Origin of the sequence: Rhodanobacter sp. C03, from assembly GCF_002001175.1 — a bacterium.
Taxonomy (GTDB): domain Bacteria; phylum Pseudomonadota; class Gammaproteobacteria; order Xanthomonadales; family Rhodanobacteraceae; genus Rhodanobacter.
This window is the reverse complement of sequence record NZ_MUNT01000016.1, coordinates 23,049-43,087: the sequence shown is the minus strand read 5'-3', so window position 1 is coordinate 43,087 and position 20,039 is coordinate 23,049. Positions and strand designations below refer to the sequence as shown.

General features: G+C 58.8%; 16 protein-coding genes. 7 read left to right on the top strand and 9 right to left on the bottom strand.

What is annotated here, in order from left to right; genetic code table 11:
* Positions 1–10: 10 nt before the first annotated feature.
* Positions 11–1,342, bottom strand: coding sequence for an NAD(P)/FAD-dependent oxidoreductase (locus B0E48_RS17030; protein WP_254424012.1), 1,332 nt, complete (start codon positions 1,340–1,342; stop codon positions 11–13).
* 569 nt (positions 1,343–1,911) lie between these two features.
* Between B0E48_RS17030 and B0E48_RS17025 the strand changes: the two genes are divergently transcribed.
* Both B0E48_RS17025 and B0E48_RS17020 read left to right on the top strand, forming a co-directional pair.
* Positions 1,912–2,982, top strand: coding sequence for a transporter (locus B0E48_RS17025; RefSeq protein ID WP_139350353.1), 1,071 nt, complete (start codon positions 1,912–1,914; stop codon positions 2,980–2,982).
* Between the two features lie 63 nt (positions 2,983–3,045).
* Positions 3,046–3,612 carry a TlpA disulfide reductase family protein gene (locus tag B0E48_RS17020; protein WP_254424011.1) on the top strand — a complete coding sequence of 189 codons (567 nt, stop codon included), beginning with the start codon at positions 3,046–3,048 and terminating at the stop codon, positions 3,610–3,612.
* A 715-nt stretch (positions 3,613–4,327) separates the two neighbouring features.
* On the opposite strand, the gene B0E48_RS17015 is transcribed toward B0E48_RS17020, so the two are convergent.
* From B0E48_RS17015 to B0E48_RS16995, 5 genes are all read right to left on the bottom strand, one after another.
* A complete protein-coding gene (locus B0E48_RS17015) occupies positions 4,328–5,365 on the bottom strand; it encodes a zinc-dependent alcohol dehydrogenase family protein (RefSeq protein ID WP_077439584.1) in 1,038 nt (345 codons plus the stop codon).
* 208 nt (positions 5,366–5,573) lie between these two features.
* Positions 5,574–7,001 carry an MBL fold metallo-hydrolase gene (locus B0E48_RS17010; RefSeq protein WP_077445420.1) on the bottom strand — a complete coding sequence of 476 codons (1,428 nt, stop codon included), beginning with the start codon at positions 6,999–7,001 and terminating at the stop codon, positions 5,574–5,576.
* Positions 6,998–7,918, bottom strand: a complete 921-nt coding sequence (locus B0E48_RS17005) for a ribose-phosphate diphosphokinase (RefSeq protein ID WP_077445422.1) — start codon at positions 7,916–7,918, stop codon at positions 6,998–7,000. Before B0E48_RS17005 ends, B0E48_RS17010 begins: the two co-directional genes overlap by 4 nt.
* Positions 7,915–9,459, bottom strand: coding sequence for a thymidine phosphorylase family protein (locus B0E48_RS17000; RefSeq protein ID WP_077445423.1), 1,545 nt, complete (start codon positions 9,457–9,459; stop codon positions 7,915–7,917). The genes B0E48_RS17005 and B0E48_RS17000 overlap by 4 nt, the downstream gene beginning before the upstream one ends.
* A gap of 183 nt (positions 9,460–9,642) precedes the next feature.
* The gene (locus B0E48_RS16995) at positions 9,643–10,293 is read right to left on the bottom strand and encodes a BON domain-containing protein (protein ID WP_077439580.1); all 651 of its coding nucleotides are present in this window, start codon (positions 10,291–10,293) and stop codon (positions 9,643–9,645) included.
* A 288-nt stretch (positions 10,294–10,581) separates the two neighbouring features.
* Here B0E48_RS16995 and B0E48_RS16990 point away from each other — a divergent pair, with 288 nt between their 5' ends.
* Complete coding sequence (locus B0E48_RS16990) at positions 10,582–12,954, top strand: phosphoketolase family protein (protein WP_077439579.1); 2,373 nt, start codon at positions 10,582–10,584, stop codon at positions 12,952–12,954.
* A gap of 66 nt (positions 12,955–13,020) precedes the next feature.
* Here B0E48_RS16990 and B0E48_RS16985 read toward each other — a convergent pair whose 3' ends face one another.
* A complete protein-coding gene (locus B0E48_RS16985; RefSeq protein ID WP_077439578.1) occupies positions 13,021–13,353 on the bottom strand; it encodes a high-potential iron-sulfur protein in 333 nt (110 codons plus the stop codon).
* Between the two features lie 229 nt (positions 13,354–13,582).
* On the opposite strand from B0E48_RS16985, the gene B0E48_RS16980 reads away from it, so the two are divergent.
* From B0E48_RS16980 to B0E48_RS16965, 4 genes are all read left to right on the top strand, one after another.
* Positions 13,583–14,971, top strand: a complete 1,389-nt coding sequence (locus B0E48_RS16980) for a cytochrome C (protein ID WP_254424010.1) — start codon at positions 13,583–13,585, stop codon at positions 14,969–14,971.
* A gap of 178 nt (positions 14,972–15,149) precedes the next feature.
* Positions 15,150–15,977: a universal stress protein gene (locus B0E48_RS16975; protein ID WP_077439577.1), complete on the top strand. Its 828-nt coding sequence runs from the start codon at positions 15,150–15,152 to the stop codon at positions 15,975–15,977.
* A 99-nt stretch (positions 15,978–16,076) separates the two neighbouring features.
* Entirely contained in the window at positions 16,077–17,504 is a 1,428-nt protein-coding gene (locus B0E48_RS16970; RefSeq protein ID WP_077439576.1) for a bifunctional enoyl-CoA hydratase/phosphate acetyltransferase, read from the top strand.
* A 3-nt stretch (positions 17,505–17,507) separates the two neighbouring features.
* The gene (locus tag B0E48_RS16965) at positions 17,508–18,707 is read left to right on the top strand and encodes an acetate/propionate family kinase (RefSeq protein ID WP_077439575.1); all 1,200 of its coding nucleotides are present in this window, start codon (positions 17,508–17,510) and stop codon (positions 18,705–18,707) included.
* Between the two features lie 75 nt (positions 18,708–18,782).
* Here B0E48_RS16965 and B0E48_RS16960 read toward each other — a convergent pair whose 3' ends face one another.
* Both B0E48_RS16960 and phbB read right to left on the bottom strand, forming a co-directional pair.
* Complete coding sequence (locus B0E48_RS16960; RefSeq protein ID WP_077439574.1) at positions 18,783–19,115, bottom strand: hypothetical protein; 333 nt, start codon at positions 19,113–19,115, stop codon at positions 18,783–18,785.
* 87 nt (positions 19,116–19,202) lie between these two features.
* The gene (gene phbB / locus B0E48_RS16955; RefSeq protein ID WP_077439573.1) at positions 19,203–19,949 is read right to left on the bottom strand and encodes an acetoacetyl-CoA reductase; all 747 of its coding nucleotides are present in this window, start codon (positions 19,947–19,949) and stop codon (positions 19,203–19,205) included.
* Positions 19,950–20,039 lie beyond the last annotated feature (90 nt).

Sequence of the window (20,039 nt, the reverse complement as noted above, 5' to 3'; positions counted from 1 at the left end):
GGCACGCATTTCACGTATTGCTGGCGACATCGGTGGTCAAGCCGGCGCTGGCCGGACTGGCCGCGGGCACGATGGGTGCGCCATCGGCACCAACCACAACGCCTAGGCGCTTGTGCATAATTGGGCTGGTCGTGGTGTACTGCAGATGCACCTTCTCACCAGGATTGAGGTGTTCCTTTACGGCGAAGGCGCACAACGCCGCCTCGTGAAAACCAGAAAGAATCAGTTTCTTCTTGCCGGGATAGGTGCTCACGTCGCCAACTGCATAGATGCCGCCTTTCGATGTTTGGAACGTGGCCGTATCGACCACGATCTGCTGGTGATCGAGTTGCAAGCCCCACTCCGCGATCGGCCCGAGTGCCGGATGCAATCCCCAGAAGACCAGCAATTGCTCAGACTCGATCCGTTGCACCACACCACTGCGTGCCCGTACACGTACCCACTTCAGCTCGCCTTCCGGCGCATCCAGTCCCACGATGTCGCCTTCGAAGAATTGCATGCGACCGGCGTCGCACAGTTCCTGCATGCGTTTGACGTGGGCGGGTGCCGCCCGAAACTTGGTCGAACGATGCACCAGCACGATGCTATTGGCACGATCGACCAGTGCCAGTGACCAATCCAGTGCTGCGTCACCGCCGCCGGCAATCACAATGTCCTTACCATCAAATTTGCTGGCGTCGATAACCTTGTAGTGGACCGCGTGACCCTCCACACCTTCGATGTCAGGCAATGCGAGCTTGCGAGGCGCAAATGCCCCGAGACCGCCAGCTATTATCAGTGCTCCGGTGTTGAACGTGGTCCCAGCACTGGTGGTTACCTTGAAGCGCCCACTTTCCAAGCGATCGACCGTGGTCAACGTCTCGCCCAAGTGGAATTGCGGGGCGAACGGTCGAATTTGTGCCTGAAGCCGCTCGATCAACTCACGTGCACTGCACACCGGTACCGCCGGGATGTCGTAAATCGGTTTGTCGGGGTACAACTCGATGCATTGACCACCAACCTGTGGCATCGAGTCGATGATGTGCGCGCTGACCCCGAGCAGGCCAAGCTCGAACACCTGGAATAACCCTACGGGGCCGGCTCCAACGATAACCGCATCTGTACAAATCGACCTTTCGCACACTGAAATACACACCTCTTGCGAATTCATCACGTGGGTAGAAGTCTGCGCGACCACGACGCGTCTGTTCTTGATATCGATCAATTTCAACCGTTCTCGGCCCGTGACCGAATGCCACACCAAAGGATTTATTTCGGGCACGACCACGCGATACGGCAGCGAAGCCATATACCGTTGACAACAAGTGGTTTCCGACCATCCAATGCGGGCGGCCAAGCTCAAGGAGCTTTCCATTTCGCCAATGACGGCGACGTGAACAAAAACTCGCCAAAATGCTCGAGGAACAGCTAGCGCCGCCGCGCCAATCAGATCGCTATTTGACCACGCGCGCGGATTTCCTCGCTGAAGATATGCAATAAGCGATCTGAGCGGCAACTCCACAGTTACCGCGGTGGAAACAGTTCGTATTTTCCATCCATGTATTCATGTGCGAGAGATGTGGCATTGGGTCGCAGTGCCGACGTTTTCGCAACTGAATATGACGTCGGTCAAGAGTCTTGGTGATGACACTCACCAGAATGCTTGCAGACCGCACAAGGAGTACCACCTGAAGCCCCCTTGCTGCTGCTCACTAGCCACTGACCTTCCCACTGGCGCTGGCCAGGTAGTAGCAATCAAGGGATCACATAATCCAATTTTCAGATTGAGAAAACGCATCCTCGCTGGATTGACAAGGAGGTTGCACGGAAATGTCAACGCTTAGCCGAGGTTTATTTGCGCTATGACCATAGATCTGCTGGAACCCGTGATCACCCCATGAAAATTGACGCCGTCCTTTGGATCAGACCGTGATGCCATTCATGCCACTAATTACCAAACCATTGGTTGTCGCCCTTGGGGTACTGATGCTAAGTGGTATACCGCTCACCGCAGAGGCATGTGCGACGTGCGGCTGCACTTTGAGCACAGACGCTGCGACCGGTTACTCATCGGAGTCGGGCTGGCGTATCAACGTCGACTACACCTATATCGATCAGGATGAGCTTCGCACCGGTAGCCACAGGGCAAACCTCGAGCAAGTGGTCAATCAACCCTCCGATCCCTCGCTTGGCGGCGGTGAAATCGAGCACGGCACGGCCAACCAGTATGTGAACCTTTCCGTGGACTATCGCTTTAATGCGGATTGGGGAGTCTCGCTGTTGATTCCCTACGTAACGCGCGACCACTCCACGTACGGCACTCAACTTCAGCCTTACACATCCGCTGAAAGTGCACCCGATCAGCTAAGCAATGCCAGCGTATCCGGCTTGGGCGACATGAAGCTACTTGGCAGCTATCAAGGATTCTTGCCAACACACAATCTCGGCATCCAGTTCGGCGTCAAGCTACCGACCGGCAACTACGGTGGTCAGACCGCCGATGGCCGCTTCGTCGGTACTCCCGTGCTGTTCAAGAATGGTCCCGGCGTCGGCCAATCCCTTGATACAAGCTTGCAGGCGGGCACTGGAAGCACCGATCTGATCGTCGGCGGTTACTACTTCCAACCGATCAGTCAGAACTTTGACGCCTTCATAGACGGTCAGTTTCAAGCAGCGATTTCCGAAGAGCTCAGCTCCGCTGGTGGCAACTATCGGCCCGGCAACCTGGCCACCATGAGCTTTGGTGTGCGCTATGAGGCGCACGCAAACTGGGTCCCTCAATTGCAGATCAACCTGCTGCACAAGAGTGCGGATCAGGGTGCGCTAGCCGACCAGCCTGACACTGCCGGCACGGTGGCTTACCTCAGCCCGGGCATCAGTGCGAGCATCACTAAAAAGTTGGAGCTCTACGCCTTCGTGCAGGTCCCGGTCTACAGCCATTTGGCGGGCTACCAGCTGTTTCCGGGCTGGACCGGCACGATGGGAATCAGCTTGGCGTTGTGACTATGCAAATCGTAACGTGCGTACCAGTTAGATTCGGAGTGCCGCCACATAGCGGTTCGCATCTTGTTTGAGGATCGCCCTGCTGTGCGAGTACCGATATTCACCACAAAGGTGTTTTGGCCTCGCATCGTGCTCGCGACTGCGTTGGCACTGGCACTTTCAACTTTCTCACCTACACAGGCAAACACACTTGTCATTGGCCAGACGGCGCCTCCGATCACACTAACCACACTCGACGGCAAGCAGATTGATACTCACGATCTGCGCGGCAAAGTGGTGATCGTGACTTTCTGGGCAACGTGGTGCCAACCGTGCAGGGAGGAGTTACCACTGCTCTCGCGTTATGCACGGGACCATGCGCAGCAAGGTTTGGTCGTACTCGGCTTCAGCCTCAACACACCGGATGAACTCGACCAGGTCCGCGCCGCGGCGGGCACCCTGAGCTTTCCAGTGGGTCTACTCGGCGACCCACATGTGCAAGGCTACGGTCGCATCTGGCGTCTGCCAGTCAGCTTCACCATCGATCGAAAGGGGCGATTAGTCGACGATGGCTGGAAAGACGACTCAGCAGCATGGACAGTCATACGTCTCGAACAAGTGATTACTCCACTGTTGAATCAAGAATATTGAGACTAAGAAACTCATTTATAGGCTCGGAAACAAATTATCGCCGGCTTGTCTGAGTAGAGCCGTAAATATAGGTTGACATGATGGCCTTGGAGTTCGCTGTGGTCGCGAATGCCACCCCTCGGCTCGGTGCTGGTGGCAGCTTTCGATCTCGCAATCAATAGGTATTCATTTACCAAGGTCCACACAGGTCGCACCAACGTGTTGTTGCGACGCCTGCCGTCACTGCTCAAGCCGCACCAGATTCCGGCCATGCACAGGTTGATGGATGTGACCTTATCCCTGTATTTGTGGCGGCCTAAGGTGGAGAAATCGGCCCTTCGTGATTCGTCCGTATCGTCTCTGCGAACAACGCGGGCGTGCTGTCTGCGAGACGGTCAAGACCATGATAACGCGTTGCGCTTCCCGCGATTTTGCGTTTACGAGATGGCAAAATCTGGTGCAGGCACCAACAGTTCGCGAGATTTGGCAGATGTATCAGGGTCGCACACGTGCCCAAAGAGCGGGCACGATCTCATGACGCAACTCTCCTGCCTTGAAACCGCTGCCCTGGTTTTGGATGATCACGTCCTGACCGAATTCTGCGGAGGGTGCTGACCTTGCATGTGGTACCACCGATGCAAAAACGACAATGGAGCAGACCTGTAATCCGATCGTGATGTCCGCGTATAGCCTGGAAGAAGTAACCGGGATCCCCATACGCACCAAAAAACCAACCCTATGCCTCGATGATGACCTTGAGCGCATGGGTCTCCGCGGCGTGGCCAAATGCTTCGTATGCATCAATGATCTTGGCGAGAGTGAATCGGTGTGTGATCAGCCGCGTCGGGTCGATCTTCCGAGATTGCACGGTTTTAAGAAGCATCGGTGTTGTCACGGTATCGACGAGCCGCGTGGTGATCGCGATGTTCCGATCCCACAAACGCTCCAGATGAAGATCTACCTTGGTGCCATGCACGCCGATGTTGGCGATGATGCCACCAGGTGCCACGATCTCTTCGCACAGCTCGAAGGTGGGTGGGACGCCAACGGCCTCGATCGCGGTATCGACGCCCCGGCCGTTCGTCAGCTGCAGCACTTTCTCGACCGCCTTGCCATCGGCGCTGTTGATAGTCGCGGTGGCACCAAATCGCCGGGACACTTCCAGGCGGTTGTCGTCCAGATCGACCATGATGATTCCCGCTGGCGAATAGAACTGGGACGTCAGCAGCGCTGCCAATCCGATGGGTCCGGCACCCACGATCGCGATGGTTGATCCCGGCTGCACCTTGCCGTTGAGCACGCCGCATTCGAAGCCAGTGGGCAGAATGTCGCTCAACATCACCAAGGCCTCTTCGTCAGCGTCGACGGGAATGTGGTAAAGGCTGGTGTCGGCGTAGGGAATGCGAACGTATTCGGCCTGCGTGCCGTCGATCGTGTTGCCGAGGATCCAGCCCCCATTGACGCAGTGCGAGTACATCCCCTTGCGGCAGTAATCACATTTCCCGCACGACGAGATACACGAGATGATCACATGGTCGCCTGGCTTGAAAGCGGTGACAGCGGAACCGACCTTTGAGACAACGCCGACGCCTTCGTGACCGAGTATCCGGCCTGGCGCGCAGGTAGGCACATCGCCTTTGAGGATGTGCAGATCCGTTCCGCAGATCGTCGTCTTGAGGATTTTGATGATGGCGTCCGTGGGTGCAGTAATCTCCGGTATCGGGCGATCTTCGAGAGCCTTCTTCCCCGGCTCCAGGTAAACAAGCGCTTTCATAATGAACCTCGTAAGTTCGTTGTGCCGGCAGTGGACGCGAAGCACTGAAAAGCCTCGGGCCCGGTGCGCGATGGCCCAGTCGACTCGAGTTGCCTGACTTCGGCATCAGTGAACAGGCTCGACCGTGTCAGCCGTATGGCTGCGAACACACAATGGCAACATCGAAACGACAACATCTTGATCGCGATCAAGAAGCAGGCATATGCCCCTATGTAAGTTCCGTTATCGATTCAGCCAGTACCACAGCCTCTTGCGCCTGCGGGATCTGGCAGGCGAAACCCAGTTTTTCGAGGCATGTCTCCATAGCCCGCATACCTCGCTCGTACTCTCCATGGACGAGCAGCACGCGTTTGCGACTTGTGTTGCCGAGCCAATCCAGCAGCGCAGATTGATCGGCATGTGCCGAAAATCCATTGATGGTCCAGATCTGCGCATTCACGTTTATTTCTTCGTGGAAGATGCGCACGCTTTTCGCGCCATCGACGATCCGTCTGGCCAAACTCCCATTCGCAGCGTAGCCGACGAAAACCACACTGCTGCGCTGGCGCCAAAGGTTGTTCTTCAGATGATGAAGCACTCGGCCGCCAGTACACATGCCTGAGCCTGCCAGGATGATGGCACCGCCTTCAATATGATTGATCGCCATCGATTCCGCAGTGTCCCGGCAAAAATGAAGATTCGGCATGGCAAAAGGATCGCTTTGCTCCAGCTCCTTGCGAAAATCATCGTCAAAGCACTCAGCATGGCGACGGAATATTTCAGTGGCCGAGATGGCCATCGGGGAGTCCATAAATACCGGCGTATGCGCGGGAACCTGGCCTCCCTGGATGCCTCGATGAAGGTAATAGAGAACTTCCTGAGCGCGCTCCAGTGCAAACGTGGGGATGATGACATTGCCTCCGCGTGCCAATGTCTGTTGTATCGCGCGATACAGTTCATCGACAGAATCGGGAAGCGCGCGATGCGGCCGATCACCATACGTGGTCTCCATCACCACGTAATTCGCTTCAGGTGCGGGAACCGGATTGCGCAAGATGGGCCGTCCTGGGTTCCCCAGGTCACCGGAGAAAAGTATGCGCAGTGGCTGCGCCCCCTGCTCGATGGTGACCAGGATGGACGCCGAACCAAGAATATGACCGGCATCCTGAAAACGTGCGCGGACACCGTCGATAACAGGCACGTCCATGTCGTAGGCCACCGGATCGGCAAAATAGTCCATGGCATGCAATGCATCGTCCAAGGTATAGAGAGGCTCGCTGTATGCTTCATCGCGCCGCCGCCCGCTACGTTGCGCACGACGCGCATCCTCTTCCTGCAGGCCCGCTGCATCCAACATTACGACGCGAGCGAGGTCACGAGTCGCCGCTGTAGCCAGGATACGTCCGTGAAATCCCTCACGAATCAGTTTGGGGATTCTCCCGCAATGGTCGAGGTGCGCGTGGGTCAGCAGCAGAACGTCGATGCTGGCGGGATCGAATCCGAAAGGCTCGAAATTGGCCCGTTCCTGCTCGCGGCCGCCTTGGAAAAGGCCGCAGTCGATCAGCACGTGCCGATCGCCACAACGCAGAAGATGACATGAGCCAGTAACCTCCCTGGCCGCCCCGTGGCAACTATAGATGATCTTTTCGGTACTCATGCTGGTGTCCTCCTCGCTGTCTCGGTCGGGTTAGCCTCACACAGGCTGACCATCGCTTCGGCGACCGGCTTGCTGATGTCGATCTGCGTCGTGTCGGTGATGACGCTGTTGCTGGTGACAACCAGCCCGGCTCCCTCAGCGAGCAGACCTTCAAGTGCACCCTCGGCGAATACGCCATGCACGGCTACGCACACAGGCGGCAAGGATGTCCTTGCATGCAGGCAGCGCAGCGTCTGAACCATGGTCTCGCCGCTGGCGATGATGTCGTCAACCAAGACCGGCGTGTGATCCCGCCACTTGTCCATCTCAGGCAGAAGGATTTCCACATCGCGATCGCCATGGCGTTCCTTGTGCGCCACCACGCTCGGTGCACACAGCAGGTTCGACACCGCCGTCACCCACTGCGCACTTTCCTGATCTGGCCCGACGATCAGCGGCATTGTTACGTGGGCATCGATCCAGACAGCCAGTTGCGATGCCACATGCACGACGTGCGCAGCGTTCGGATATACCTCGGCAAGCGTCGCGTAGCGATGCAGATGCGGGTCCACCGTGACCAACCAATCGAAGGTGTGACCCAGCCAATCAGCGAAGATCTTGGCGGAAATGGCTTCGCCAGGATGGAAGCGCTTGTCCTGGCGCATATAGGCCAGATAAGGGGCTACCAGGCCGACGCGCGCCGCACCCAGTTCGCGCGCGGTCGCTGCCGCCATCATCAAAGGGAGTGCCTTGGGATCCGGGCGATCCAGCGTGCATACGATCACGGCGTCGCCGCCCGGGGTTGGTGGTGCCATTCGAACCAGCGTTTCGCTATCCGGGAAATGGTGCAGCAACAGCTGCCGGCGTTGATAACCCGTATGCAGCGACAACAATTCGGCAAAAGCCTCATTGCCGGGCATGGCATAGAGCGAGTTCATGTGGACGCCTCGACGTAAACGATGCAGGGATGCCGGGATATGTATTCCATCGCGTAAGCCAGCTCACCGGGACTTTGCGCGTGGATCGTGAAAAGTGGTTGCCCGGCCACCACCACTTCACTGAGATGCGCGTCGAGCGTCAGCCCGGCTAGCGGTGCGGCAGGCGCACCGGCCAGCTTGGCGACGCGGGACAAGCGGCGATTGTCGATCGCACTCACACGCCCTGGCTGCGCGGCCGGAACAACTTGCTGATAAGCGGCCTTCCCCGGTGTACGCATACCGCCCTGCGCGGCGCAAATGGCTTGGAAGCGCTGCCACGCCCTGCCCGTCTCCAGGCAGGCTGTCGCCATCGCAAGCGAGGAGCCGGCGCTCGCAATGTCACCCAGCTCCAATACGGCGGCGGCGACAGTCAGGGCATGAACACGCAGATCAGCCGGGGCATGCGGTTCGTTGCGCAGCACCGCCAGGACATCGTGCGCTTCCAGCGCAGGGCCGATGCCGCGCCCTATCGGTTGGCTACCATCGCTGATCAACACGCGCAGCTGCAAGCCGAACGCGGCCGCCACTCGCTGCAGCAATGTAGCCAGCGACTCTGCTTCCGCTTGATCGCGCACCTTGGCGGTCGGCCCGACCGGGACATCGATCACCACGTGGGTGGAGCCTGCCGCTATTTTTTTCGACAGCACGGACGCAACCAGCTGTCCGGCGCTGTCGACGTCCAGTGCACGCTCGATGCGGATCAGCCTGTCGTCAGCGGGAGCCAGATTCATGGCGCCGCCCCAGGCGATGCAGCCGCCGCAGGTTTCCACGACGCGGCGTATCTGCGTTTCGTTCAGATCGACCGGCGCCAGCATTGCCATGGTATCGGCGGTACCTGCCGCCGAGGTAATCGCACGCGAAGACGTCTTGGGTATCGTAAGCCCCAGTTCTGCCGCGATTGCCACCACGATGGGTGTGGTGCGATTGCCTGCGAGCCCGCCGATGCAGTGCTTGTCGACAACCAGGGGTTGCCGCCAATGCAGCTGTGTGCCGGTCTGCACCATGGCTTTCGTCAGCGCGATGACTTCTTTGATACTCAGGCGATTGCCGCCGCCGGCGGTGATGAAGGCCGCCATTTCAATGGTGGAATAACGATTGCCGACGATGTCCTGGATGATTCCGTGCAGTGCAGACTCATCCAGTTCCTGGCCGTAGATCTTCGCCCGAACCGAAGCCAATGAGTCCACGCTCGGCGGATGAGCAATGATCACGCGCTCGTCGGCGCCAGGCTGCAAGGAAAGCCATGCCGACTCGGATAACCCGACCTCATCCGCGCCTAGCAAGCCGTCCTGAACGATGTTCAATGTCGCCAGCACTCGCTGCGTACCCACGCGGAGCTCAAGACGAGAATGCGCGCCGAATCCCTCACTGCGGCAAACGGGCGAATCCTTATTGAGGTACACGACATGCTCATGCCCGGTGTCGATGCCAAGCCGGCGTATGTGACCAGCTTCAAGGCGCGCCCCGGGAAACGTTTCGACCCCTGTTGTTTGAGCGGACATGGATATTCAGGCAGGTAATAATCGTGTTCCGGGAATGTTTACGCCGCTTCAGGGGTGGTCGACTTGACCTTCATCAATTGAAGGCTGCCTGAAGCCCGAGGTGATGCAGCTTAAGCATGGCAATAGAGCGAAAAAAAAAGAGATCGCATCGAAGCGATCTCCTTCTCCAAACAAAGGAAGTGACTAAGCGACGACCAGATGATCGATAACATTCTGTACGCCAGGCGCACTCCAGGCAGCCCATTCGACCGCACTGCGCTCGGCCAACGAATCGACCTCACCCGTCAACGTCACCGTTCCCTCCTCCACGCCAACCGTGATGGCGGTAGCATCGAAATGAGCGCGACGATACAGCGCTGCTTCAATCTTGGTCTTGACACCACGTGGCTCGATTCGCGGGCGCATGATGATCTTGTTGACTACGCCCTTAACGCCATACAGGTTGCGAACACTGGCTTCTGCAGCGTTTCGAACGAAAGCCCATTCGACTTCGCCAGAGAGCGTGACCCAACCATTTTCGACTACAAGCTTGACCGTATCCTTTGGAATCGAAGCATTCCAATCGATGGCTTGGGCGGCCGCCCAAGCAATTTCCGTATCGCTGCGCTGATGTGGGCCTGGCAAAACCACGTCGAGTTCGACCGCAATGCTCTTGATGCCCGCGACGCGCTGCGCTGCCCGCTCAGCGGCCCATTTCTGCGAATAGCTGTCGACATGACCCGACAAGGTAGCGACCCCTCCCGATACCTCCACGCCGATGCGACTGGTTTCCACCGAGGGCTCCCAGTCGAGCTCGTTCAGGATGTCTTCTTGAAGTTGACGATCATTTTTCATGAGCTTTCCTCAAATATTTGATCAGTGAATGCATTGCAGGCACAAGCAGGTCGATGCGAAGTGGAAGGTCGCAATCGATGCGTAGTCACTTTAGAAATGGGACATGTCCGCGTGTTGATCTAGATCAACCTTGCAGCACATTCCAACGGCGCCGCGTGCGCAGCAGATTACGGGTACGAAAGGCACGCCTCCCCTTGACGCAAATCAAACCGCCCCTCGCCCATAGGGCTTAAAAGATGGCAGTGACGCGTGGTGATCACCACACAACCCATCTAACCGGGAGGCCCTATGCCAAACCCCTTGTCCGCCAAACAACTGCAGAAAATGGACGCCTATTGGCGCGCCGCCAATTACCTGTCCGTTGGCCAGATCTATCTGCGCGACAATCCGTTGCTGGAAACGCCGTTGAAGCGCGAACACATCAAGCCGCGCCTGCTCGGTCATTGGGGCACCACGCCGGGCCTGAACATGCTGTACGTGCATATAAACCGGCTGATCAAGCAAAACGATCTCAACATGATCTTCATCACCGGCCCAGGCCATGGTGGACCAGGACTGGTGGCACAGACCTATCTGGAAGGCTCGTATACCGAACGCTATCCGGCGATCGAGCGTAACCGCGATGGTATGCGACGACTGTTCCGCCAATTCTCCTGGCCGTACGGCGTGCCCAGCCATGTTTCCCCGGATACGCCCGGCTCGATCCATGAAGGTGGCGAACTGGGCTACTCGCTTGCGCACGCGTTCGGTGCGGCGTTCGACAATCCGGATCTGATCGTCGCCTGCGTGGTGGGCGACGGCGAAGCGGAAACCGGAGCGCTGGCGACCAGCTGGCATTCGAACAAGTTTCTCAATCCCGCGCGCGACGGTGCAGTGCTGCCGATTCTTCATCTGAACGGTTTCAAGATCGCGAATCCGACCATTCTCGCGCGCATCAGCCGTGAGGAATTGGTGAACCTGTTCCGCGGCTATGGCTACGAGCCCTATTTCGTCGAAGGCAGCGACCCAGCCGCCGTTCATCAGGATCTTGCCGCCACGCTCGATGAGATCCTCGCCAGGATCCAGAGCATTCAGCAGGCAGCACGCGCGAAAAGCGGAACGATCCAGCGCCCGCGCTGGCCGATGCTGATCTTCCGCACTCCAAAAGGCTGGACCGGGCCCAAGACCGTCGACGGCCTGCCGGTCGAAGGCACCTGGCGTGCGCACCAGGTGCCGATTGCGCAGTTCGACAAACCCGAGCACGTCGCTCAGCTCGAAGCCTGGATGAAGAGCTATCGCACGGAAGAACTCTTCGATGGCACCGGCCAGTTCCGCCACGAGCTGGCCGCAATCGCACCGACCGGACACCGCCGCATGGGCTCCAATCCGCACGCCAATGGCGGGGAACTGCTGGAGCCGTTGGTGATGCCGCATTTTCGCGATCATGCGGTAGCTGTCAACGCGCCGGGTTCCGTCGAAGCCGAGGCGACACGTGTGCTCGGCGGCTTTCTGCGCGAAGTCATGCGTCTCAACCTGGACAGCCGGAATTTCCGCCTGTTCGGGCCGGACGAAACCGCATCCAACCGGTTGGATGCGGTTTATGAAGTTACAGGCAAGGAATGGATGGCCGACATCGATCCGGTCGATGACCATCTCAGCGCCGATGGCCGTGTCATGGAAGTTCTGAGCGAGCATCTATGCGAGGGTTGGCTGGAAGCCTACCTGCTCAGCGGCCGCCATGGTTTCTTTTCCTGCTACGAAGCATTTATTCACATCATCGATTCGATGTTCAACCAGCATGCCAAGTGGCTGAAGGTCGCGCGCCACATTCCGTGGCGTTCACCCGTAGCGTCATTGAACTACCTACTTACTTCGCATGTATGGCGGCAGGACCATAACGGCTCCTCGCACCAGGATCCCGGCTTCATCGATATCGTTGCGAACAAGAAGTCGGAAGTGGTGCGCATCTACCTGCCGCCAGACGCCAACTGCCTGTTATCGGTGGCCGATCATTGCCTGCGCAGCCGCAACTACATCAACCTGATCGTGGCCGGAAAGCAACCGGAATGGCAGTGGCTGGATATCGACGACGCCGCGAAGCACTGCGCCGCCGGCGCCGGCGTATGGGAATGGGCGAGCAACGATGGTGGCAACCCAGATGTCGTGATGGCCTGCGCGGGAGATGTGCCGACGCTCGAATGCCTGGCCGCCGTGACCCTGCTGCGCGGCTTCATTCCGGACATCCGGATCCGCGTCGTCAACGTCGTGGATCTGATGGTGCTGCAGCCGCAATCCGAACATCCGCACGGACTGTCGGAGCGCGATTTCGACGCGTTGTTCACCACGGACAGGCCGGTGATTTTTGCCTTCCACGGCTACCCATCACTGATTCACAAGCTGACTTATCGTCGGCGCAATCATGACAATATCCATGTGCGCGGCTACAAGGACGAAGGCACCACCACCACGCCGTTCGACATGGTGGTATTGAACAATCTCGACCGTTATCAGCTAGCGTTGGATGCCATCACGCGCGTGCACCGCTTCGGTCCTTATGTCCAACAGGCTACCGAGCGGTACTGGGCAATCATGGAACGGCACAAGCTCTATATCAGCGAGCATGGCGAAGATATGCCCGAGGTGGCTGCGTGGCATTGGCCGGCACATGGCCCCGCGCGTTAATCGCTTTTCTGTAGCCAAATTGATGTGCACATCCCATGCTGATGTGCACATCACATGCGGTTCGTATCAAGCTTTCTTCTGTGTATACGAACTGCACCAGCCTTTCGCATTGACGGCCTTGCCCGGGAACAACTGGCAGGGGCCATAGCCGTCTGCTGCACCTGAGTAGAACTGGCAGTTGGCGCAAGTGCTCCCGGCCTTATACAGGGTGTTCTTGGTTGTACTTGCATCCTCGACATAACCAAGCGCCTTAGCGGTAGGGTCGGAATCGGTTACGTGCAGCAAGTCGGAAGCGCGCACAAGCCCTGTGATGCTCGTCAGGGCGGCCGTTGCGGACATGACCACCGTCATCTTCAGAAATTGACGGCGGGACTCCAGATTTCTCTCACGATATGTCATGGGTGTTCTCCATCAGTACTCGGTTGATCGGGGCTCGCGTGCACGGGGCTGGCGCACATTTGCGATGGGCTTGATGGCCACGATATTTGCGTTGCGCCCGTACTTGATTGATCTAGATCAAACGTCTCGCCTTTGGTCGCGGCAGACTTTCATGCAACTGCTTCCACACCGTGCTCGGCGCTCCGGACACACCGTATTGCACTGAAATGTAACCGCATCGGGGAAGAACATGGCCGTCGATAGCACATCCCTTCGTGATTCATTTGGCCGAACCGGCCGCATCATGCTGGCGTTTGGTCTTTGTGTGCTTGTGGTGCTGATTTTCTTTTCGACACGCGTCCGTGCCGTGCCTGCTTTTGCCAGGCAGACGCATCAGCCCTGTGTGGCCTGCCATGTGGGAGGCTTCGGACCGCAGCTGACCCCGTTTGGGCGCCAGTTCAAGTTGCTCGGCTACACCCTGAAAGTGGGCAATGACGCCAAGGTGCCCCTGTCGACGATGCTGATCGAGTCGTTCACACATACGCAAAAGGCTCAGACTGCACCCCCTGCAAGCGGCTTTGGCACGAATGACAACACCGAGCTTCAACAGGCATCGCTCTTTTTCGCAGGTCCGCTCACCGACCACCTCGGTGCGCTCGCGCAGGCAACCTATTCGCAGAACGGCGGCCTGCTCGGATGGGACAACTCCGACGTGCGTTATGCACGCACGTTGACCACGGGTAGTCACACCACAATCTGGGGCGTGTCGCTCAACAACAATCCGAGCCTTACGGATGTGTTCAACACCGCGCCTGCCTGGCAGTTTCCCTATACGGCACCGGACTTGGCGCCCGGTGCACCTGCGGCGCCGATCTTGATGGGCGGCCTTGCACAGCAAGTGGTGGGCATAAACGGGTATGCGCAGATCGATAGTGCGTTGTATGTCGAAGCGGGCGCCTATCGCTCGCTGTCACCGTCCTTCCTGCGCACCGTCAATGGCGATTTCAATGGGCGCCTGGCCGGCATTACGCCTTATGCACGTGTTGCCTACACCTGGAACCTTCCCAAAGGAAATCTCGAACTGGGTGGCTTTGCCTTGGACGCGCGGCGTGGCTTGCCTGGTACCAATGCTGTTGGTGACGCCGTAGCGATCTCCGGTCCGACAGACAAGTTTCGTGACCTTGGTATTGATGCAAGCTACCAGTTCTTGAACGGCGGCAATCACCTCTTCACGGTCAATGCGCTCTACCTGGGGGAGCACCAGCGACTGGATGCCACCTATGCGGCGGGAGGGTCGTCCAATCTGGACAACACCATGCATGCCATCAATATCAACGGCAGCTACTGGTACAAGAACACCTGGGGTGCAACGCTCGGTGCGTTCACCAACGATGGCAGTCGTGACGTCACGCTGTACGGCAACAACGGCAGCCCCAATACCAACGGTGGCGTTGTCGAGTTGAACTGGAACCCGTATGGCCAAGCCAGCTCCTGGGCCGAGCCTTTCGTCAATGTCCGCTTCGGCCTCCAGTACACCTTCTACACGCGCTTCAGCGGGCTTGTTTACAACGTGGATGGCGCAGGCCGAAGGGCGACTGACAACAACACGCTCTATCTATTTACGTGGCTGGCATTCTGAGTGATTGACCACCATGGAGCGCCGTGCAACAGGCGAACACAGGCCGGAAATGCCTCATCGTGAACCAGACGCCTTGATTCTGGCCGAGTCGGAGCGGACACGTTTTCCGATGGATCGACATCAAGCGTGAGGCGTTGCCCGCTCATCAGGCTATTTACACCCAGCGAGGAGAGCAGACATGAGAGACATTCTGGCCTATGCCAATAGTTTCGAATCATGGTCGCCGGGCCTGGAGTACGCGGCACGTCTTGCCGCCTCCTTCGACGCTGCACTGACAGGCATCTATATCTACCCCGCGCCATTGCCGATAGCGCCTACCTATGTGGCGGCCGACTTTCTGACGTACACCATCGAAAACACCCGTCGATTGGAGCAGAGCGCGTGCGCAGCGCGGACGTCGTTCATCAATTGGGCGGCAAAGCTCGGCGTGCAAAAAGCAGCCTGGCAAGTGGCCGAAGGAGATGTACCGCACGTCTTGGAAAACATCGGTAATTGGCACGACTTGCTCGTGATCGACCGCACAACTGAGTGGCCGCTGGAAAGCACCCCACTGCTTGGCCAGGTCATACTGAAAAGCAGGCTGCCCTGCCTCATTGCCCCATCGACGAAGGCCCCGTCGTTATCGCTTGACTGCATTGCTCTGGCCTGGAACGGGTCGCCCGAAGCGATCCGTTCCATTCATGCAGCGCAACCGTTCCTGGCACGCGCCAAGCGGGTGGTGGTATTACGTGGGGCATCGCGGGATGCCATAAGCGAGATTGGCTGGAAGCCGGAGTTCGAGCTGTCCGACTATCTGCAGCGTCATGGCATTCGCGCCGAGGAGAAGCCTCTGATGGCCAATGACGAAGACGCTGGTGCAGCACTGCTCGCTTCCGCGAAAGCGGTTGGAGCCAACATGCTTGTTATGGGTGCCTATGGCCGCACCCGTTTCAGCGAATGGATCTTCGGCGGTGCCACCCGCCACGTGCTCAATCACGCCGACATTCCTGTGTTCATGCGGCATTGATGGATCTAGCACATCAAGAGGCCAACTTGATGCCGATCAATAGTGTAGCCTCGATGGCCTCTCAGAATTAACTTGCTCAGGGGTTGAGGTCACCTACTGATGAACGCTTCGACTTCCCTGGTGCGGCCGCTGATCGAGAACCGCACTTTCGACGAGATTGCCATCGGCGACAGCGCCAGTCTGAAGCGCACGCTTACCCAGCGTGACATCGAATTGTTCGCGGCAATGTCGGGCGACGTGAACCCGGCCGAGATGGACCCTGCCTACGCGCGCACGGATATGTTTCACCATGTGATCGCCCACGGCATGTGGGGTGGCGCGCTGGTCTCCACCGTACTCGGCACCCAGCTTCCTGGGCCGGGCACGATCTACCTTTCGCAGGATCTGCACTTCCGTGCACCTGTCAGCCTGGGTGACACGATCACCGTCAGCGTCGTCGCCAGGGAAAAGGATCCGGCAAAGCATCGCATCACGTTCGACTGCCGCTGCAGCAACCAGCATGATCAGGACGTGATCCTCGGCACGGCCGTCGTACTCGCACCTACCGAGAAGATTTGCTTTGCATACGACACGTTGCCAGAAGTACGCGTCATCGACCATGAGCGTTTCCATGCGCTGATCGCACGTGCCGCCGGTGGCACTCCCGTGCCAACCGCCATTGCCCATCCCTGCGATGACGTATCACTCATCGCAGCGATCGAGGCGGCAAAGGCGGGGCTTATCGTGCCGATCCTGGTCGGCCCCGCGGCGAAAATCCACGCGGCCGCCGAGCGTGGCGGTCTGGAGATCGGCAGCTATCGACTGATCGATGCGCCGCACAGTCATGCCGCCGCGATGCAAGCGGTGGCCCTGGTACGCAATGGTGAGGCTGGATTGCTGATGAAAGGCGCCCTGCATACCGATGAACTGATGCACGCGGTGGTCGCCGCCGATACCGGATTGCGTACGGCGCGCCGGCTCAGTCATATCTACTTGATGGATGTCCCCGATTACGCGCGTCTGCTGCTGATCACCGACGCCGCGATCAACATCGCACCGTCGCTGGCCGACAAGCGCGACATCATCCAGAACGCCATCGACCTAGCCCAGATCTTGGGTATTGCAACGCCGCGTGTGGCCGTCCTTTCGGCGGTGGAAACCGTCAATCCCGCGATCCCCTCGACGGTCGATGCAGCCGCGCTCTGCAAGATGGCCGAGCGCGGGCAGATCGAAGGCGGTATCGTCGATGGCCCGCTGGCCTTCGACAACGCGGTCGACAGTGATGCGGCACGCCAGAAGGGCATTGTTTCGCCCGTGGCCGGTAACGCTGATATCTTGGTCGTGCCCGACCTGGAATCGGGCAACATGCTGGCCAAGCAATTGACCTTTCTGGCCGGTGCCGACGCCGCCGGTGTAGTGATGGGTGCCCGTGTGCCGATCATCCTCACCAGCCGCGCCGATACGCCGCGTGCACGCATCGCCTCCTGCGCGGTGGCGGTACTCGTCGCCCGTGCGCGTGCCGGGACGCCTGCAGCAGCCGAGCACTGAGCGATGCCCAAGGCTATCCTCACGCTCAACGCGGGGTCCTCCAGCATCAAGTTCGCGCTGTATAAGCTCGACGCCGGCGTGGCACTGCAACAGGTATCGCACGGCCAGATCGAAAGCATTGGCGTCGCGCCACATTTCATCGCCCGGGCCACGGATGGCACCGTGTTGAGCGAGTACCGCTGGACATCGAGCGCCACGCTGGAGCACGAGGCGCTGCTCACGCCGCTGCTTGCGTGGATTACCACGCATCTGGGGCAGGAGGCGCTATGCGCGGTCGGGCATCGTATTGTCCACGGCGGCAGTACCTATAACCGGCCGGTCTATCTGGATGCGCAGGTAGTCGCCGACCTGACGAAGCTGACGCCACTCGCCCCCTTGCATCAACCGCACAACCTCGCGGCGGTCCGCGCGATTGCGCAATTGCGCCCCGAGCTTCCGCAGGTGGGGTGCTTCGATACCGCGTTTCACCATGGCCTGTCGGCGGACGCCGCACGACTGGCGTTGCCGCGCAGGTACGCGGCAGAAGGCGTGCGGCGCTATGGATTCCATGGGCTCTCCTACGAATATATCGCTGGCCGTTTGCGTGAGCAGGCTCCAGGATTGGCGGCCGGTCGGGTGATCGCGGCGCATCTGGGCAATGGGGCCAGCCTGTGTGCTATGCACAACGGTCAAAGCGTCGACACTACGATGGGATTCACCACGCTCGATGGACTAGTGATGGGCACGCGCTGCGGCAACCTGGATCCCGGTGCAGTGCTCTATCTGCAACAGGCCCACGGCCTCTCGGCGACCGATGTCGAACACATGCTCTATCACGACAGCGGGCTGTTGGGCGTGTCTGGCATCAGCAGTGACATGCGCATGCTTCTGACCAGTGACGATGCCTGCGCGCGTGAAGCCATTGATCTTTTCGTCTTCCGCATCGCACGGGAAACTGGTGCGCTGATATCCACCCTCGGCGGCATCGATGCCCTGGTCTTCAGCGCCGGCATCGGCGAGCACGCGGCGCCGATACGCGCCGCAGTCTGTGCCAGGCTCGGCTGGCTGGGGATCGAGTGTGATGCAGAGGCCAACAGTCGCCATGCAGCACAGATCAGCACTTCGAACAGCCGTGTGCCGGTGTTCATCGTCCCCACCGATGAGGAAGCGATGATCGCTTCTCACACTGCGCATGTACTGCAAAACGCGCGGTCACCTGTTTGAAGTGTCATCGAGGTGGCTGCTGACCACCGACATTCGCTGGGTTGATATCCGTTTCCCCGTTTTATTTTCGCCAAACTAACGTGCCTTGGCGCATGCAGCCTTGCCCTGTTCCAAGGAACGCGATGGCGACAGCGTGACGGGACTTGTCGATCCTCCCTGTTCCTCACGCCTGGAATACACCATGTTGCCCATGCCAAACATCGCCAAAGTGAGTGTCGCCCATGCGTTGAGGCACTCCGCGTAAGGGTTGGCTGCAGGCATCACCCATTGCGTCATGAGGCTGGTGGCATTGGCGACGGGATCTGTCCAGGTAAGCACGGGCGACGCGAAGGGGCCGATCTGACTACCGATCAGGGCCAGTAGTTCGGGTGGTTGGAAGGCGAACGGTGCAAAGGGCATGGCGCTCATGACTTGCTTCCTCGTAATAGATGCATATCGTCCATGGGTTATTTCGGTTCGATGGGCTTTGCCGACATGCGGACGGCAACACAGCTTTCAGTACATGTGCTGACCGCCGTTCATCGCGACATTGCTTCCTGTCATGAACGCCGCCGAATCACTGCAGATAAAGCCCACCAATGCCGCGATTTCCTCCGGCTGCCCCAGTCGCCCCACCGGAATCAGCGGAATGATCTTCGACTCCAGCACCTCCTTGGGCACCGCCGACACCATACGCGTCGCGGTATAGCCAGGCGATACCGTGTTCACAGTGACACCGTGGCGCGCGACTTCCAGCGCCAGTGACTCGGAAAAGCCATGAATGCCAGCCTTGGTCGCTGCGTAATTGCATTGACCAAACTGCCCCCTGGTGCCATTGATCGAACCGATATTGACGATGCGCCCCCAGCCCTGCTCCACCATGCCGCCGCAGAACTGCTTGGTGACGTTGAACATGGAATCGAGATTGGTATGCATGACGGCTTCCCAATCGTCCTTGCTCATCTTCAAAAACCGCCCATCGCGGGTGATGCCGGCGTTGTTGATCAGGATGTCTACCTTGTGGCCATCCTTCGCAATTGCCTCGGCCATGCGCTGGCATGAAGCAAATTCGGCGACATCTACCGGATAGGCCTTGTACTGGTATCCCGACGAAGCCTGATGGTCCAGCCACGCACCGACACGATCATTGCAGGGTGAATGCGTCACCAGCACGGTATCACCGGCATCGTGCAAGACTTTGGCGATCGCTTCGCCAATGCCCCCCATGCCACCAGTCACCAAGGCCACATGCTTAGTGGTCATGACCTGCCTCCCCAGCGGCCGCGTTGTTGAACATCTTGAAAAATCGTCACATCGCACTCCGTCGTATTGAGTGGACGATGCCATTGGGAT

Excerpts from the sequence above, each read along its gene's own strand:
- B0E48_RS16980 (WP_254424010.1), top strand. The coding sequence starts at position 13,583 with ATGGCCGTCGATAGCACATCCCTTCGTGATTCATTTGGCCGAACCGGC.
- phbB (WP_077439573.1), bottom strand. The coding sequence starts at position 19,949 with ATGACCACTAAGCATGTGGCCTTGGTGACTGGTGGCATGGGGGGCATT.
- B0E48_RS16960 (WP_077439574.1), bottom strand. The coding sequence starts at position 19,115 with ATGAGCGCCATGCCCTTTGCACCGTTCGCCTTCCAACCACCCGAACTA.
- B0E48_RS17025 (WP_139350353.1), top strand. The coding sequence starts at position 1,912 with ATGCCATTCATGCCACTAATTACCAAACCATTGGTTGTCGCCCTTGGG.
- B0E48_RS16985 (WP_077439578.1), bottom strand. The coding sequence starts at position 13,353 with ATGACATATCGTGAGAGAAATCTGGAGTCCCGCCGTCAATTTCTGAAG.
- B0E48_RS16995 (WP_077439580.1), bottom strand. The coding sequence starts at position 10,293 with ATGAAAAATGATCGTCAACTTCAAGAAGACATCCTGAACGAGCTCGAC.
- B0E48_RS16965 (WP_077439575.1), top strand. The coding sequence starts at position 17,508 with ATGCCCAAGGCTATCCTCACGCTCAACGCGGGGTCCTCCAGCATCAAG.
- B0E48_RS16970 (WP_077439576.1), top strand. The coding sequence starts at position 16,077 with ATGAACGCTTCGACTTCCCTGGTGCGGCCGCTGATCGAGAACCGCACT.
- B0E48_RS16975 (WP_077439577.1), top strand. The coding sequence starts at position 15,150 with ATGAGAGACATTCTGGCCTATGCCAATAGTTTCGAATCATGGTCGCCG.
- B0E48_RS17015 (WP_077439584.1), bottom strand. The coding sequence starts at position 5,365 with ATGAAAGCGCTTGTTTACCTGGAGCCGGGGAAGAAGGCTCTCGAAGAT.
- B0E48_RS17010 (WP_077445420.1), bottom strand. The coding sequence starts at position 7,001 with ATGAGTACCGAAAAGATCATCTATAGTTGCCACGGGGCGGCCAGGGAG.
- B0E48_RS17000 (WP_077445423.1), bottom strand. The coding sequence starts at position 9,459 with ATGTCCGCTCAAACAACAGGGGTCGAAACGTTTCCCGGGGCGCGCCTT.
- B0E48_RS17005 (WP_077445422.1), bottom strand. The coding sequence starts at position 7,918 with ATGAACTCGCTCTATGCCATGCCCGGCAATGAGGCTTTTGCCGAATTG.
- B0E48_RS16990 (WP_077439579.1), top strand. The coding sequence starts at position 10,582 with ATGCCAAACCCCTTGTCCGCCAAACAACTGCAGAAAATGGACGCCTAT.